Raw genomic sequence first — 14,940 nt, 5'->3', positions numbered from 1 at the left:
CGCCATCTCTTGAAGTGGGCAATCGCAATCGGGATTTGCCGATTAGCAGCGAGATTACTGGGGAAGTTAAGGGCTTTTGCATCGCTTACCAGACGATCCAGCTCGTTAACCATGACTTCACTTATGCCGGAATTCATGGAGCCAACGTCATGCAGTCAAATAAAAACGGGACATAACGTCTGTCCCGCTAATCTCAATCCTGTGGCTGCCCTACCGGGCCTTCGCCTTCACTGGCGCCAGGTACTGATTGCTTGCTGGGCGCATGTGGACGTCCGTCACTGCCCACCGCATCGCTGTGTTGCATACAGCCGGCCAGGGTAACCAATGTCATTGCCGCTAAGGCTGCCTTGATCAAACCACTCATCTTGCTCACCTCCTGTTACGAATCGCGTAATCGTTAACGCACTGAGAAATAAGCAAAGCCACGAATACGCCTTTACGCAAGCGAAGCGCGTACAGTTTTCTTCTTTACTCTTAGCGCTCCTGCGCCAGCGTTTCAACACGACGCCGGTATTCTCCCGGTGTGCAGCCAAATTCACGGACAAACGCTTTGTGAAAGGATGATTCGCTGGCGTAGCCGACGGCCAGAGCGATGTTGATTAACGGGGCTGTTTCGCGCGCCAGTCGCTGAGCGGCCAATTGCAGACGAAGGGCGGTGAGCACGGCCAGCGGCGTGGTAGCGCTGAGCTGGCGGAACAGCAGCGCGAAGGAAGCGCGGGACATAAACACTTGCTGAGCCATGGCTTCTACCGTCCACGGCCTTTCCGGCGCGGCGCACAGTTGGGTGATTAAAGGGCCAAGACGTGGATGCAGAGCCACGGATAGTAAGCCAGGGTGCGCTGCGTGAGTTGAGAGCCCATGACGCACCGCCAGTGTGAACAGGCTGCCAATCTGCTGGCTGCGAAGTGCGGCATCACCAGCAGCTGGCAGTGCGTCAGCACTCTGGGTGATGAACGGCAGCACCGCAGCCAGCCAGCGCCCATCGCTGCTTGTGGGTTCGGGGGCCAGCATTAGCACTTCGGGCAGGGCGGTGAGGAAAGCATGCGCCGACGCGGGCAGTTCCAGCAGGCCGCATACCAGTTGGGTTGGCTGGGTATGGCGCTGATAAATACGATGCGCGGCGTTTTGCGGCAGAAATATGACGCTGCCAGAAGTGAGTTCGACACCCGCAGTGACGGGCATATCCAGCATGACCCGGCCACCAGTGACCGTATGCCAGCGCACTGCGCACAGGTGCCCGGCGCTGTGCGGCAGTTGCCACTCACCGCTCAGCACGCAGTTCTTATCTATGCTGCCCTGCGGGTTATGCAGCAGCAGCAGTTGACTCAATGGATCCATCTGTTTTTTCCCTTTTCCCTGAATTGCCCGCTTGATTCAGACGCAAAGACAAAAATACCAGCGTTGCGGCGAAATACGGCGCGGCAGCAAACCGTAAGCTTTGGGTGATGACTATTTTTGACGCTCATGGAGAACATCATGAACCATTATCAGGCAGCAATCATCGGATTTGGTAAAGCAGGTAAAACGCTGGCGGCGGCACTGGGGCGCGCCGGATGGCGTGTCGCGATCATCGAAAAATCCCGCGTAATGTATGGTGGCACCTGCATTAACGTTGGCTGTATCCCAACGAAAGCACTGGTACACGATGTGCAACATCATGCCAGTTTCAGCGATGCCATGCAGCGCAAGGCGGCAGTAGTAGAATTGTTGCGTGAGAAGAATTACCTCAATCTGGCCGCCATTGCGCAGATCGATATCATTGATGGTGAGGCGGAATTTGTGGATGCCCACACGCTGAAAATCACCTCCTCGCAGCAGGTCAGCCAGATTCATGCTGAGCGAATTTTTATCAATAGCGGTGCCGAAGCGGTGTTTCCCGCACTGGAAGGCTTAGTTGCCGGACCGCGCGTGGTTGACAGCAGCGGTATCCTGAATTTGACGCAACTGCCGCAGCGGCTGGGGATCCTTGGCGGCGGTTATATTGGCGTTGAGTTTGCTTCCATGTTTGCCGGTTTTGGTAGCGAAGTGACGTTGTTTGAAAGTGCACCGCAATTTCTGGCGCGGGAAGATGATGATATCAGTGCGGCGATAGCCAGGATCCTGCAGGAGCAGGGCGTTAAGCTCGAGCTCAACACTGCATTACAGCGTGTAACCAGCGGTCGCGACAGCGTGACGCTGCATACCGCACAGGGCGATCGTGAAGTCGATCTGCTGCTGGTCGCCACGGGCCGTCGCCCGGCGACGAAGGCACTGAAACTGGAAAATGCGGGAGTGGTGACCGATGCGCGCGGCGCGGTGCGCGTCGATAAACAGCTTAAAACTTCCGTGGATCATATCTGGGCGCTGGGCGATGTTACCGGCGGACCACAGTTTACCTATATTTCGCTTGATGATTTCCGCATCGTTTACGATCAGTTGCTGGGTAAGGGCACGCGCACCACCGAAGATCGCGTTAACATCCCGTATTCCGTGTTTATGACGCCTGTGTTATCACGGATTGGTTTGACTGAAGCGCAGGCGCGCGCGCAGGGGAGGGATATTCAGGTGGTGACACTGCCGGTTGCCGCGATTCCGCGTGCGCGCGTTGTTGACGACACCCGTGGCATGCTGAAAGCCGTGGTTGATAATGGCAGCCAGCAGATTCTCGGCGTGGCGCTGCTGGCAGCGGACTCGCATGAAGTCATTAACGTCGTGAAAACGGTAATGGATGCCGGGCTGCCGTATAGCGTGCTGCGTGACCAGATTTTTACCCACCCAACCATGAGCGAATCGCTCAATGATCTGTTTGCCCTGGTAAAATAATGCCGAACAGGACGCCCGCGGCGGGCGTCCCGATCGCACATCTAGCCGAGATTGCCGCTGAGGCGATCGAGGAAATCGCTGCTGCGGTTATCCAGGCCGGTGAAGGTGACGCTGGCGCCGTGCCGCTGGTAGCGGTACTCAATAGCGTCGAGCGCCGCCACGCTGGAAGCATCCCAAATCTGCGCGTGGGTCAAATCGATGGTGACGCGCTGCGGATCGTGGCCGTAGTCAAAATGCTCAAACAGATCGTTGCTGCTGGCGAAAAACAGCGGGCCACGCACCGTGTAGTGCACCTGCTGGCCATCGTCACTCAGCTGACGTTCGGCGTGGATCACGTGAGCGATGCGGCGGGCAAACAGCATCATGGCCAGCATCACGCCCACCAGCACGCCAAGCGCAAGGTTACCGGTCCACACCGTGACGGCGACGGTCAGCACCATCACCAGCGTTTCCGACCACGGCATGCGTTTCAGCGTGGCCGGCTGCAGGCTGTGCCAGTTCACGGTTTTCACCGCGACCACCATCATAATGCCCGCCAGCACCACCATCGGAATCTGCGCCATGATCTGGCTCAGACCGGTGACCAGCAACAGCAGCACCAGCGCCGCGGCCACGGTGGACACCCGGGTACGCGCCTTGCCCAGCTCAACGTTAACAATGGTCTGGCCGATCATCGCGCAACCGGCGATACCGCCGTAAAAGCCTGCCAGAATATTGCCGACGCCAAGCGCCCAGGATTCACGCCGCTTACCGGAAGGCGTATCGGTCATGTCATCCACCAGTTTGGCGGTCAGCAGGGATTCCATCAGGCCGACGAAGGCGACCGACAGCGCGGTGGGCCAGACAATCTGCAGCGTGTGCAGATTAAGCGGCACCAGCAGGGTAGTGAAATCCGGCAGGCCGGCGCGCATTGGCCCTTCATCGCCGACGTTGGGCACGCGATAGCCCAGCAGCAGCGCGACAGCGGTGACAGCCACGATAGCCACCAGCGGCGAAGGCACGCTTTTAAGCACTTTGGGCAGCAGCAGCACGATGGCCAGCGTGGCGGCGAACAGCAGCCACACCAGACCCGACTCGCCCCAGACGTGCGGCACCTGTGCAAAGAAAATCAGTATACCCAGCGCGTTAACGAAGCCGATCATCACCGAGCGCGGAATATAGCGCATCATGCGCGACAGCCCGGCAAGGCCGAAAATGATCTGAATAAGACCGCCGAGGATCACCGCTGGCAGAATGTACTCCACGCCATGCGCGTGCACCATCGGTCCGATCACCAGCGCGACGGAACCGGCCGCCGCGGTGACCATCGCTGGCCGTCCTCCCAGAATCGACAGCGTCAGGCACAGCACCACCGAAGCGACAAGGCTGACTTTAGGGTCGACGCCGGCAATCACGGAGAACGAAATCACTTCCGGTATCAGCGCCAGGGCGGTAATCACCCCGGCCAGGCACTCGCGGGTGAAAAGAGAGGGTGAACGCAGCACACGTGCGACCGTGATGTCGCTCGCTGTGGCAGCGGGGCGATCGGCAGTTTGACTCATCTGTTGCAGGCTCTTTTATTGGATGCGCATGCCGTCACGGCATAGCACTATTTAGTGGAAAAGTTAACGTGGGCGATGTTACCGGGGGATGACGCGAGGCGCCAGTAAAACGGGGCGATAAGGTTGATTCCATCCCTGGAATCCGCTGCGGCTACAGCGAAAAATCATCCGGAGTCTGGTGAACCACCAGTTCCAGCAGGTGACGGTAGACATCCAGCTGGACGACATCGGCTTCCTGCTCCAGCCGGCCAATCAAGGCGGCAATAATGGCCTTATTGGTCACCGGCATACCGCTGTGCAGGATTTCAGCAATGAGATGGCCCAGGACTTCCATCTCATTGGTTTCACTGTTAACGGCCTGTTTGAAATTGTCAGCGAGGACATCGCTGCTGTTGACAGCATTTTGCATGTGTAAGCCCTTAAGATTGGCTGATGGCCCAGCGGCCAGCACAACCAGGATGAAATATTTCCGCGCGGACAGGCGCGAAAAACCTGACTCACCACCCAACACAAAAAGACACCTCTGAAGGTGGAAATCCACAACACCTTCAGAGGCGACGCAACTGCATCATTCGTTACCGAATCGTTAACCGATTCATGGCGGCTAAAGTTATACAGTAACCCCTAATCTGTACAAGCGGCGGCTTGTGCATTTCGTGCTGATCAGGCTAAATTACTCAATAATATAGGGTATTTTGTAAAAAAAGTTATACAGGCAAGCTGTACACGCGGCCTGCTCGGGCCTTTTTGCGACTTAAGTGAAACTGGTAATCTGCGCGCAGCACGACTAAATTTGCTGATGTAAGCAAACTTTTCATTCGCACGTCGCTTAGCTTATAATAACCCTCCCATTTAGTTAGAACTCTAACCATTAGGCCGCTACGCTTTGACTGACCATCCACAACCGTTCTCCCGTCTGTTGCATCTTACTGCCCATGCGTGGCGGCTGGCGGTTGATCGCCGCCTGAAAGAGAGCGGTTTGAGTATGAGTAGCTGGCTGGCAATTGCCAGCGTGGCGACCGCCAGTGAACCGCCGACGCAAAAGGCGCTGGCACAGCTATTGGGACTGGAGGAAGCCAGTGTGGTGCCGCTGGTCGATCGGCTGGTGAAACAGCAACTGCTGGCACGGGTGCAGCCAAAGGAAGATCGTCGCAAGCGCCTGCTGGTGTTAACCGAGCAGGGCAACGAGGCGTTCGCTACGGTGAAAACGCAGGCGGATGCGCTGCGCGCCCAGCTGCTGGCCGATATCGATCCCGCCGCGCTGGCAGTGACTGAAAACGTGTTGCAGCAGCTGCTTGAACGCTTAGGAAACGTATAGCCGTGGCGAAACGTAACCCGTATGCCCCTCGCGAATGGCTGCCGCACGAAAAGCCGATGCTGCCGGGATCGCCCTCGACACCGCTGCATGCGCCATCGAAACGCATCGCGTTTGGCCTGATCGGCCTGCTGATCTCCATTACCGGCGCGCTGAGTAATGCGCTGGTGACCGCCAACCTCACCAATCTGCAGGGCACCTTCGCCGCATACAGCAACGAAATCGCCTGGCTGCCGGCGGTCTACGTGATGGGCAATATCTCCATTAATCTGTTGCTGGTGAAGTTCCGCCAGCAGTTTGGTCTGCGGCTGTTTACCGAAGCCTTTCTGGTGCTGTACGTCATCGTGGCGTTTTTTCACATCCTCGCGAACGATCTCAGCTCGGCGATTATCGTGCGTACCGCGCACGGCATGGTGGGCGCGGCGCTCAGCTCGCTGGGCATCTATTATCAGATCCAGGCCTGGCCGGCGAAGCACCGTCTTAAAGCGCTGGTGATTGGCATCACCGCTTCACAGCTGGCGATTCCGCTGGCGCGGCTGTTCTCCAGCGAGCTGCTGCAGCTGGAGGAGTGGCGCGGCCTCTATCTGTTTGAACTGGGCCTGGCGATGATTGCGCTGGGCTGCGTGCTGGTGGTCAAGCTGCCGCCGGGCGACCGTATCAAAGCGTTCGAAAAGCTCGATTTCGTCACCTTTATGCTGCTGGCACCGGGCATGGCGTTATTGTGCGGCGTGCTGTCGCTCGGGCGCATTGAGTGGTGGTTCAGCACACCCTGGCTCGGCGTCTGTCTGGCGCTGGCACTGGTGCTGATTGTCGCGGCGGTGGTGCTGGAGCATAACCGCGCTAACCCGCTGATTAACACCCGCTGGCTGAGCAATGGCATGATCGTGCGGCTCGGCATCGTGATGATCATGATGCGCATCGTGCTGGCCGAGCAGAATACCGGTGCGGTGGGCTTTCTGCAGCAGCTGGGCCTGCTCAACGATCAGATGCGCGGGCTGGCGCTGGCGATCATTGCGGGCGTAATCTGCGGCATGATTGCCAGCGCGCTGACCATCAAACCCAACCATCTGAGCTGGCCAATCGTGGTCTCGCTGGCCGTAATGATTGTCGCCTCGCTGATGGATGCGCAATCCAGCCCGCTGACGCGTGCCAGCAATCTCTACTTCAGCCAGTTTCTGCTCGGTTTCAGCAGTGCTTTCTTCCTTGGACCAGCGATGCTGCTTGGCATCGGCGGCGTGGTGACTCAGCCGAAAAATCTGGTGAGTTTTGTCGTGCTGTTTGGCATGAGCCAGAATCTTGGCGGGCTGATTGGCTCCGCCATTCTCGGCACCTTCCAGACGTGGCGCGAAAAATATCACTCCAGCCTGCTGGGCGATCAGCTGTCGCTGCTCGATCCCAATGTGGTGGATCGCCTCAGCCAGTACAGCGCGCTGTTTCGCAGCCAGCTGGCGGACAGCGGCCTGCTCAGCGCGCAGAGCAGCAGTCAGCTGCAAACCGTGGCCACGCTGCAGGCCAACGTGCTGGCTTATAACGATACCTATTTACTGACCGCCGCGCTGGCAATGATAACGCTGATGTGGGTGCTGTGGCGCCTGACGCGGCTGCGTTATCTCAACTGGCGCCAGGCGCGACATAATCTGACTGAGCAACAGCAGCAGGCTGCGCCAGCAAACCGAACGGAGACCCCATGAGTCAACAGGACGATCTACAGGCTGCGGAGCGCGAGCGCACCAACCGCCGACGCATTCTCTCTATCGCCGCCGGGAGCGGTATCGCCATCGTGGGCGTGCTGGTGATTTTATACGCCTGGCAGCTGTGGCCCTTTACCAGCACCATCCAGTCAACGGAAAACGCCTACGTGCGCGGCCAGGTGACCTTTATCAGCCCGCAGGTCAGCGGCTACCTGACGAACGTTGAGGTGGTGGATCTGCAGCCGGTGCGCAAAGGACAGCTGCTGATGACCATTGACGATCGTATCTATCGCCAGCGCGTGCATCAGGCGCAGGCACAGCTGGCGATGAAGATTGCCGCGCAGAATAACAACCAGCAGCAGCGGAAGAGTGCGGAGGCCACAATCGCCAGCAATAAAGCCGCGCTGGAGAATGCCAAAGCGCAGGCGCTGAAAAGCAGTCTGGATTTGAAGCGGGTGGAAAATCTGGCGGCGGATGGCTCGCTGTCGGTACGCGAGCGTGACGCCGCGCGCGCAGCCAATGCGCAGGCTCAGGCCCAGCTGCGCCAGGCGGCGGCGCAGGTGGCGGTCTCGCAGCAGAATCTGCAAACCACTATCGTTAACCGCGCGGCGCTGGCCGGCGACGTAGCCAGCGCGCAGGCGGCACTGGAGCTGGCCAATATCGATCTGGACAACACGCGCATTATCGCGCCGGACAGCGGCCAGCTCGGTCAGCTGTCGGTGCGCAAAGGCACGTACGTTACTGCCGGTACGCGGCTAACCTCGGTGGTGCCGGATAATAAATGGGTGATCGCCAACCTGAAGGAAACCCAGCTGGCGCGCGTGCGTCCCGGCCTGCCGGTGTCGATCCGCGTTGATGCGCTGGACGGCAAGCGCTTTGACGGCCGCGTTGAGTTTATCTCGCCCGCCGCCGGATCTGAGTTCAGCGCCATCTCGCCAGATAACGCCACCGGTAACTTCGTGAAAATCGCCCAGCGCATTCCGGTGCGCATCAAAATTCTTGGTGACGATCTGCAGCAGCTGCGGCCCGGGATGTCAGTGGAAGTCGACATTGATACCGCCGCCGAACCAAGCCGGGATGCGTTATGAAGCGGCCGTTACTCGCGGCGCTCATCGCGCTACTGCTGACCGGCTGCGCCCGCGAAGTGGAGCAGGCGCCGTCGTCGCTGCCGATTCCACCCGACTGGCGTCAGCAGGTCGGGCCCGCCGCCGCGCCGGAAGCGCAGTGGTGGCGCAGCTTTGGTGATGATCGCCTCAACTGGCTGGTGAACCAGGCGCTGCAGCACAACAGCGATATTCTCATTGCCCGGTCGCGCGTTGATCAGTATCGCGCCGAGCTGCGCGCTGCGCAGGGCGACAACTTCCCCACGCTGTCGGCGGGCGTGGCGGCAACCCATCAGCGTGCGCTGTCAGCGGCGACCGGTCAGCCGTACGAAAGTGCGGTTTTTCAGGGGCTGCTGCAGGCGAATTATGAGGTCGACTTATGGGGCAGCCGCAGCAACAGCATCCGCGCGGCGGAAGCCACGCTGGCAGCGCAGCGTGCGGCGGCCTCGGCAGCCGAGCTGACGGTGGCCAGTTCGGTCGCGTCCGGTTACCTCAGCCTGTGCGCGCTCGACGAGCAGCTGCGCGTCACCGAGGCCACGCTGGAAACGCGGCAGAACTCGCTAAACCTGGCGCAGCGTCAGTTCGAAACCGGCTATACCTCGCGGCTTGAATGGATGCAGGCGGCATCGGAATATCAGACGGCGAAAGCGCAAATTCCGCAGCTGCAGCATCAGATCGCCCAGCAGGAGAACGCGCTCAGCATTCTGGTTGGCATGAATCCGCGCCAGATTGCGCGCAGCAGCCAGTTCGACCAGCTGCGACCACACGCACTGCCGGCGCTGCTGCCGTCGCAGCTGCTGAATCGCCGGCCTGACATAGTCCAGGCGCAGCGCCTGCTGCTGGCGAGCGACGCGTCGCTGGCGGCGGCACAGGCACAGCTGCTGCCATCGCTCAACCTGACGGCGTCCGGCACGCTGCAGAGCAGCCAGCTACACGATCTGCTGGATAATCCGTTCCGCCTGTGGAGCATCGGCGGCAGCGTGCTGGCACCGCTGCTCAACCGCGAAGCGCTGACCGCACAGGTGGATGTGGCGATGGCATCGCGCAACCAGGCGCTGTACGGCTACGAAAGGGTGGTGCGCAACGCCTTTGCCGAGGTGGATAACGCGCTGGATGCCATTACGCGCAGCCAGCAGCAGCTGACGGAACTGCAGGCGCAGGAGCGCTACGTTGCCGAGGCGTGGCGGATTGCGCGCAACCGTTATCAGAATGGCTATGCGTCCTATCTCGATGAGCTTGATGCACAGCGCACGCTGTTCAGCACCCAGCTGAATATTGTGGCGGTGAAAAACACGCTGCTGCTGGCGCAAATCGATCTCTACCGCGCCCTCGGCGGCGGCTGGCAGGGTTGATCATCATGCCGCAGCCGCCTGGCTGCGGTCATAAATGACGTCTAAAGCCCGTTCACCCCGCTTTCACAACAGCACCAGCCCGAACTTAAGTGGTTCATGCTTTTTTTTACTTGTCTTTACAATTAGTGGTATTATCCGCGGCGCTTTACACAGTCTGAACGGAACTATGCAGGGGTTATTGCCTGCACGGCCGCGTGTTTGCGCGGCTTGCCATGACAGGGGAAGAAAAGGAAATGATGAATAAAAAAGCCACGCTGGCACTGTTGGTTGCAGCGGTATTAATCACCGGCTGTGCATCGCGCACGGCACCGATCCAGAACGTCAGCCAGACGGTCGCGCAGAGCTACAGCGATCAGCAGATGCAGCGGGCAATCGTGGAAGCTGGCGCGGCCAATCACTGGGTGATCTCACCGGCGGGTCCGGGCGTGATGAATGGTCTGCTGGCAGAACGCGGCCACACGGCGAACATCCGTATCACCTACACTGCTAACAGCTACCGCATTGATTACGTCAGCAGCACCAACCTGAAAGCAGGCAGTGGCCAGATTCACCGCAACTACAACCGCTGGATTCAGAACCTGAACCAGGGCATCCAGACCCGTCTGGCGGTGCAGGCGGTAAAATAAGTCATCACGCGCGCCGCTAACAGTTAATCGTAAAGTTAGCCGGCACGCTGCCGAAATAGAATCAGGCGGACCCGATGTCCGCCTGAGAACTCGGCGACATCCGCGTGAGGCGGATGACTGGAATAGAGAGCAGGGAAGGGATGCCGCGCAGCGAAAATCTGACCATCCCTGAGGCTGAAGAAAGAATGCAGGTATGAAACTCGCTTACTCCCTTGTTGACTGGCATGCCATCGCGCCGGGCCACAGCAGCGCCGACGACTGGCAGCGCTGGGCGCAACACGCGCCGGTACTGGATGCCTGCCTGGCTATCGCCAAACCTCAGTTTTTACCGATGATGACTGCCCGTCGCCTCAGCCCCGGCAGCCGTGCCGCCGTTGAGTGCGGCCTTGCGCTGCTGGCCCGACAGTCGGTTGACGCCGTGGTGTTTACCAGCCGCCATGGCGAACTGGAACGCAATCTGCGTATTCTGCGTACGCTTGCGGACGGCCAGCCGCTATCCCCCACCGACTTCGCGATGTCGGTGCACAACTCGGCGGTCGGCAGCCTGACCATCGCCGCACGTCAGCCATTAGTGTCATCGTCAATTTCTGCCGGCATCGACAGCTTCCAGCAGGGCCTGCTTGAGGTCACCACGCTGCATCAGGCCGGTTACCGGCAGGTGCTGCTGGTGGATTTTGACGGGCTGGTGCCCGACTACTACCGTCCGTGGCTGCCGGAGATCGATACCTTTAATGCACCCTACGCGGTTGCGCTGCTGCTGCGCGCCGGCGAAGCGTGGCGCTGTACGGCGACCGCCGCCCGCGCTCAGCCCGATGCGCTGCCGCAGAGCCTGCAGTTTCTGCATGCGATGCTGAGCGAGACGGCGGATTTCACCCTTGCCGGCGAGCGTCATCAGTGGCGCTGGGAGCGTGCTCATGGCGGATAACGCTATGCCGATGCGCCAGCGGCGCGGTGGCAACTATTACTGGCGGCTGGTGATGACCGCGCTTTGCTTTAGCCTGTTCAGCATTGGCGGTCTGTTGCTGTCGCTGATCTGGTTCAACCTGCTGCTGCTGATTCAGCGTGACGGTCTGCGCCGGCGGCAGATCGCGCGCCGCAGCATTGCATGGAGCTTTCGCTGCTTTCTGCGCTTCTGCCGTTTTGTCGGCGTGTATGACTATCAGATGCTGGGCGCAGAAGCGCTGCGTCAGGATCGCGGCTGCCTGATTGTCGCTAACCATCCGTCGCTGATCGATTACGTGATGATCGCCTCGCTGTTACCCGAGATGGATTGCCTGGTGAAGGCCGACCTGCAGCACAACATTTTCTTCCGCGGCGTTATTAAATCAGCCGATTACCTGATTAACAGCGAGGCGGAGACGCTACTGCCGGATAGCCAGCAGCGGCTGGCACGCGGCGATACCATTCTGATTTTCCCCGAAGGGACGCGCACCCGCTACGGCCAGCCGCTGCAACTGCAGCGCGGTGCGGCAAATATTGCGGTGCGCGCCGGATGCGATCTGCGCGTGATTCATATCACCTGTACCCAGCGTATGCTCGACAAGCAAAGCCGCTGGTATCAGATTCCGCTGGTTAAACCGGTTTTTACGGTACGCGTACAATCGCGTATTGCCAGCCACGCCTTTCACGAAGCGGATGAGGATGCGCAGCCGCTGGCCGCGCGCCGTTTGACGCGTTATCTGCAACAGGCGCTGGTGCCTGAAGAGACAAAGTAAGTTATGCAAGCACTGATTGACGACATTAAAACCATGATTATCGACACGCTGAATCTGGAAGATATCAGCCCGGATGATATCGATAGCGATGCACCGCTGTTTGGCGAAGGGCTGGGGCTCGACTCGATCGATGCGCTGGAGCTGGGACTGGCGGTGAAAAACCGCTTCGGCGTGCAGCTCTCCGCCGAGAGCGAAACGCTGCGGGCGCACTTTTTTTCCGTGGCCACGCTGGCCGCTTTTATTGAACAACAGCAAGCCTGAGAACCGTCGACATGAATAAACAAGATATTTACCAGGAAGTGGCGACGCTGCTGACTACGCTGTTCGAAATTGATCCGGACGAGATCCGCCCGGACGCTCGCCTGTATGAAGATCTCGAACTCGACAGTATTGATGCGGTTGACATGGTGGTGCATCTGCAAAAACGCACCGGGCGTAAGATCAAGCCAGAAGCCTTCCGCGCGGTGCGCACCGTACAGGACGTGGTTGACGCCGTCGACCAGCTGATGCGCGACCAGGCCTGATAAACGCCATGCACAGGCTGTTGCAGCTGCTGAACGCGCTGGCGCTGATCGCCTGGCCATTGCTGGTATGGCTGGCGCTGACTCACCCGCAGTGGCGCGGCGTGCTGGTGCTGCTGGCGCTGGTGTTTGCGGCGCGCATCTGGAGCCTGCGTCAGGCGCAGGGCGCGCTGAACCGCACGCTGCTGCTGCTGGCGCTGATCGGCTGCCTGCTGTCTCTCGCCAGTATCGTGTTGCGGGCGCAGCATCTGCTGCTGTGGTATCCGGTGGTGGTGAATGGCCTGTTGCTTCTGCTGTTCGCCGCGTCGCTGTTCAGCCCGATGCCGCTGGTAGAGCGCCTGGCGCGCCTGCGTGAACCTCAGCTGCCGCCGCGTGCCGTCCGTTATACCCGACGCGTGACGCAGGTGTGGTGCGGGTTTTTTATTTTCAACGGCAGCGTGGCCCTGACTACCTGCCTGCTGAGTCATATCCGGCTATGGACACTCTGGAACGGGTGCATCAGCTATGTGCTGATGGGCGCGCTGATGGGCGGCGAATGGCTGCTGCGTCAGCGCATGAGGAAACACGCATGAAGGCCGTGGCGATTCGCGACTGGCTGCACGGCGCCGATCGTCTCGTCGCCTGGCAGGGGCAACAGCTGCATACGCTGGCGCAGATGCGGCAGCAGGTGCTGGGCTTAACCCATCAGCTACAGGCGCAGCCTGGCGCACGCTGGGCGCTGTGCTTTGACAACAGTTACCACTTTACCGTGGCGCTGCTGGCGAGCTGGTACGCCGGCAAAACGCCGGTCATCCCGGGCCACTGCCGCGCAGCGCAGCTGGAAGAGATGCACGACAGTCTTGATGGCGTGATCAGCGATATGCCGCTGGCGGTCACCCTGCCACAGCTACGCTGGGACGGCGCGCTGGCGCAGGGCGCGCTGCCAGAGATAGCGGCGCAGGCGAGTCTGGTGCTGTTCACCTCCGGCTCAACCGGAACGCCGCGTCGCGTGGTCAAATCACTGCGCGCCATGGATCTGGAAGCTCAGTGGCTGGCCGATCTGTGGGGCACGCGTCTGCAGGCGTGTCACGTCATTGCCTCGGTAAGCCATCAGCATCTGTATGGCCTGAGTTTTCGCATTATTCTGCCGATGGCGCTCGGCCTGCCGTTCGCCGCGCAGCAAATTTTTTATGGTGAGCAACTGGCGGATCAGCGTGCCGATCGCCGCTACGCCTTTATCAGCAGCCCGGCGTTTTTGCGCCGGCTGGACACGGCGCTGGTGGCGCCGCCCTGTGCACTGATTGTCTCCGCGGGCGGCGCGTTGCCGGGCGCGGATGCGCAACGCGCGCAGCAAACGCTGGACTGCGCGGTGGATGAAATTTACGGCAGTACCGAAACCGGGGTGATCGCGTGGCGCCGGGCCAGCGATGACGCTGCGCTGTGGCAGTGCTTCCCCCACGTCTCGCTGCGCGAGATCGCGCCGCAGCGCTGGCAGGTCTTCTCCGATCTGCTGGAGAGCCGCGCGGGCTGTGCGCTGGACGACCGTATCGTGCAGCAGCCGTCGGGCCGGTTTCAGCTGGCAGGGCGCCAGGATCGGGTGGTGAAAATTGAAGACAAGCGCGTGTCGCTGAGCGAAGTAGAGCGTCGCCTGCTGGCGCTGCCTGGTGTGGAAGATGCCGCCGCGCTGGCGATTCAGCGTCACGGCCGCCATGCCATCGCGGTGGTGCTGGCGCTGCCGCAACTGCCAGACGCCGCCACGCTGCACCAGCGTAAACAACAATGGAAACGCGCGCTGCAACCCTGGCTGGAGCCGGTCGCCATGCCGCGCTACTGGCGGGTGGTGACGGCGATTCCGGTCACCGCGCAGAGCAAGCGCGCATGGCCGCAGATAGAGGAATTGTTTGATGTTACCGGTTGAATTAGACGCGCAACAGCAGGATGGCACGCTCACCCTGCGCCTGCTGGCGGCTGCCGACCTGCTGTGGTTTCGCGGCCACTTCCCGACGCTGCCGATTCTGCCGGGAGTGGCGCAGCTTGACTGGGTACTGCACTACGGCCTGACGCGCCTGGCGCCTGGTAAGAGCTTTGCCTCGATTGAAAACATCAAATTCCAGCAGCCGGTGCCGCCGGATGCGCAGCTGGAGCTGCAGTTGCAGTGGCTGCCGGAAAAGTCGCTGCTAAGTTTTCGCTACGCGCTGCTGCGCGGTGCGCAGGCTGAGGTCGCCAGCAGCGGGAAGATTCGCCTGTGCTGAGTGCCTCTTTTGCGCCCTGCGTGCTGATTCCCTGCTACAACCA

At 60.3% G+C, this 14,940-nt stretch carries 17 protein-coding genes; 13 read left to right on the top strand and 4 right to left on the bottom strand.

Annotated features, from left to right (window positions below; translation table 11 throughout):
- Window positions 1-193: 193 nt before the first annotated feature.
- A complete protein-coding gene (locus K7H94_RS11635; protein ID WP_222951078.1) occupies window positions 194-364 on the bottom strand; it encodes a hypothetical protein in 171 nt (56 codons plus the stop codon).
- Window positions 365-474: 110 nt separating this feature from the next.
- Window positions 475-1,338 carry a helix-turn-helix domain-containing protein gene (locus K7H94_RS11630; protein WP_222951077.1) on the bottom strand — a complete coding sequence of 288 codons (864 nt, stop codon included), beginning with the start codon at window positions 1,336-1,338 and terminating at the stop codon, window positions 475-477.
- A gap of 138 nt (window positions 1,339-1,476) precedes the next feature.
- Between K7H94_RS11630 and rclA the strand changes: the two genes are divergently transcribed.
- Window positions 1,477-2,802, top strand: coding sequence for a reactive chlorine resistance oxidoreductase RclA (gene rclA, locus K7H94_RS11625; protein ID WP_222951076.1), 1,326 nt, complete (start codon window positions 1,477-1,479; stop codon window positions 2,800-2,802).
- A 41-nt stretch (window positions 2,803-2,843) separates the two neighbouring features.
- Here the strand turns inward: rclA and K7H94_RS11620 are convergent, their stop codons facing one another.
- Window positions 2,844-4,343, bottom strand: coding sequence for a SulP family inorganic anion transporter (locus tag K7H94_RS11620; protein WP_222951075.1), 1,500 nt, complete (start codon window positions 4,341-4,343; stop codon window positions 2,844-2,846).
- A gap of 151 nt (window positions 4,344-4,494) precedes the next feature.
- Window positions 4,495-4,752, bottom strand: coding sequence for a biofilm/acid-resistance regulator YmgB/AriR (locus tag K7H94_RS11615; protein WP_058759735.1), 258 nt, complete (start codon window positions 4,750-4,752; stop codon window positions 4,495-4,497).
- Between the two features lie 477 nt (window positions 4,753-5,229).
- Here K7H94_RS11615 and K7H94_RS11610 point away from each other — a divergent pair, with 477 nt between their 5' ends.
- From K7H94_RS11610 to K7H94_RS11555, 12 genes are all read left to right on the top strand, one after another.
- Window positions 5,230-5,661 (top strand): MarR family winged helix-turn-helix transcriptional regulator, encoded by a 432-nt coding sequence (locus tag K7H94_RS11610; protein ID WP_058759700.1) that lies wholly within the window; start codon window positions 5,230-5,232, stop codon window positions 5,659-5,661.
- Between the two features lie 2 nt (window positions 5,662-5,663).
- The gene (locus K7H94_RS11605; RefSeq protein ID WP_132465245.1) at window positions 5,664-7,349 is read left to right on the top strand and encodes an MFS transporter; all 1,686 of its coding nucleotides are present in this window, start codon (window positions 5,664-5,666) and stop codon (window positions 7,347-7,349) included.
- Window positions 7,346-8,437 carry an HlyD family secretion protein gene (locus tag K7H94_RS11600; protein ID WP_222951074.1) on the top strand — a complete coding sequence of 364 codons (1,092 nt, stop codon included), beginning with the start codon at window positions 7,346-7,348 and terminating at the stop codon, window positions 8,435-8,437. The genes K7H94_RS11605 and K7H94_RS11600 overlap by 4 nt, the downstream gene beginning before the upstream one ends.
- On the top strand, window positions 8,434-9,804 hold the full coding sequence (locus K7H94_RS11595) for an efflux transporter outer membrane subunit (protein ID WP_159378284.1): 1,371 nt from the start codon (window positions 8,434-8,436) through the stop codon (window positions 9,802-9,804). Before K7H94_RS11600 ends, K7H94_RS11595 begins: the two co-directional genes overlap by 4 nt.
- Before the next feature lie 236 nt (window positions 9,805-10,040).
- Complete coding sequence (locus K7H94_RS11590; protein WP_058759697.1) at window positions 10,041-10,430, top strand: hypothetical protein; 390 nt, start codon at window positions 10,041-10,043, stop codon at window positions 10,428-10,430.
- Window positions 10,431-10,623: 193 nt separating this feature from the next.
- On the top strand, window positions 10,624-11,355 hold the full coding sequence (locus K7H94_RS11585; protein WP_222951073.1) for a beta-ketoacyl synthase chain length factor: 732 nt from the start codon (window positions 10,624-10,626) through the stop codon (window positions 11,353-11,355).
- Window positions 11,345-12,145, top strand: a complete 801-nt coding sequence (locus K7H94_RS11580; protein WP_021508264.1) for a lysophospholipid acyltransferase family protein — start codon at window positions 11,345-11,347, stop codon at window positions 12,143-12,145. The genes K7H94_RS11585 and K7H94_RS11580 overlap by 11 nt, the downstream gene beginning before the upstream one ends.
- A gap of 3 nt (window positions 12,146-12,148) precedes the next feature.
- The gene (locus K7H94_RS11575; RefSeq protein WP_222951072.1) at window positions 12,149-12,406 is read left to right on the top strand and encodes a phosphopantetheine-binding protein; all 258 of its coding nucleotides are present in this window, start codon (window positions 12,149-12,151) and stop codon (window positions 12,404-12,406) included.
- An 11-nt stretch (window positions 12,407-12,417) separates the two neighbouring features.
- Window positions 12,418-12,669, top strand: coding sequence for an acyl carrier protein (locus K7H94_RS11570; protein WP_021508262.1), 252 nt, complete (start codon window positions 12,418-12,420; stop codon window positions 12,667-12,669).
- Window positions 12,670-12,677: 8 nt separating this feature from the next.
- Window positions 12,678-13,238 (top strand): COG4648 family protein, encoded by a 561-nt coding sequence (locus K7H94_RS11565; protein WP_021508261.1) that lies wholly within the window; start codon window positions 12,678-12,680, stop codon window positions 13,236-13,238.
- On the top strand, window positions 13,235-14,563 hold the full coding sequence (locus K7H94_RS11560) for an AMP-binding protein (RefSeq protein WP_222951071.1): 1,329 nt from the start codon (window positions 13,235-13,237) through the stop codon (window positions 14,561-14,563). Before K7H94_RS11565 ends, K7H94_RS11560 begins: the two co-directional genes overlap by 4 nt.
- Window positions 14,550-14,897, top strand: coding sequence for an ApeI family dehydratase (locus K7H94_RS11555; RefSeq protein WP_058759692.1), 348 nt, complete (start codon window positions 14,550-14,552; stop codon window positions 14,895-14,897). The genes K7H94_RS11560 and K7H94_RS11555 overlap by 14 nt, the downstream gene beginning before the upstream one ends.
- The last annotated feature ends 43 nt before the right edge of the window (window positions 14,898-14,940 follow it).

This window comes from Pantoea dispersa (assembly GCF_019890955.1).
GTDB classification, from domain to species: domain Bacteria; phylum Pseudomonadota; class Gammaproteobacteria; order Enterobacterales; family Enterobacteriaceae; genus Pantoea; species Pantoea dispersa.
Note: the sequence above shows the minus strand (reverse complement) of the source record. Positions and strands in the feature narration are given on the sequence as shown.

Excerpts from the sequence above, each read along its gene's own strand:
- K7H94_RS11635 (WP_222951078.1), bottom strand. The coding sequence starts at position 364 with ATGAGTGGTTTGATCAAGGCAGCCTTAGCGGCAATGACATTGGTTACC.
- K7H94_RS11630 (WP_222951077.1), bottom strand. The coding sequence starts at position 1,338 with ATGGATCCATTGAGTCAACTGCTGCTGCTGCATAACCCGCAGGGCAGC.
- rclA (WP_222951076.1), top strand. The coding sequence starts at position 1,477 with ATGAACCATTATCAGGCAGCAATCATCGGATTTGGTAAAGCAGGTAAA.
- K7H94_RS11620 (WP_222951075.1), bottom strand. The coding sequence starts at position 4,343 with ATGAGTCAAACTGCCGATCGCCCCGCTGCCACAGCGAGCGACATCACG.
- K7H94_RS11615 (WP_058759735.1), bottom strand. The coding sequence starts at position 4,752 with ATGCAAAATGCTGTCAACAGCAGCGATGTCCTCGCTGACAATTTCAAA.
- K7H94_RS11600 (WP_222951074.1), top strand. The coding sequence starts at position 7,346 with ATGAGTCAACAGGACGATCTACAGGCTGCGGAGCGCGAGCGCACCAAC.
- K7H94_RS11595 (WP_159378284.1), top strand. The coding sequence starts at position 8,434 with ATGAAGCGGCCGTTACTCGCGGCGCTCATCGCGCTACTGCTGACCGGC.
- K7H94_RS11590 (WP_058759697.1), top strand. The coding sequence starts at position 10,041 with ATGAATAAAAAAGCCACGCTGGCACTGTTGGTTGCAGCGGTATTAATC.
- K7H94_RS11585 (WP_222951073.1), top strand. The coding sequence starts at position 10,624 with ATGAAACTCGCTTACTCCCTTGTTGACTGGCATGCCATCGCGCCGGGC.
- K7H94_RS11580 (WP_021508264.1), top strand. The coding sequence starts at position 11,345 with ATGGCGGATAACGCTATGCCGATGCGCCAGCGGCGCGGTGGCAACTAT.
- K7H94_RS11575 (WP_222951072.1), top strand. The coding sequence starts at position 12,149 with ATGCAAGCACTGATTGACGACATTAAAACCATGATTATCGACACGCTG.
- K7H94_RS11570 (WP_021508262.1), top strand. The coding sequence starts at position 12,418 with ATGAATAAACAAGATATTTACCAGGAAGTGGCGACGCTGCTGACTACG.
- K7H94_RS11565 (WP_021508261.1), top strand. The coding sequence starts at position 12,678 with ATGCACAGGCTGTTGCAGCTGCTGAACGCGCTGGCGCTGATCGCCTGG.
- K7H94_RS11560 (WP_222951071.1), top strand. The coding sequence starts at position 13,235 with ATGAAGGCCGTGGCGATTCGCGACTGGCTGCACGGCGCCGATCGTCTC.
- K7H94_RS11555 (WP_058759692.1), top strand. The coding sequence starts at position 14,550 with ATGTTACCGGTTGAATTAGACGCGCAACAGCAGGATGGCACGCTCACC.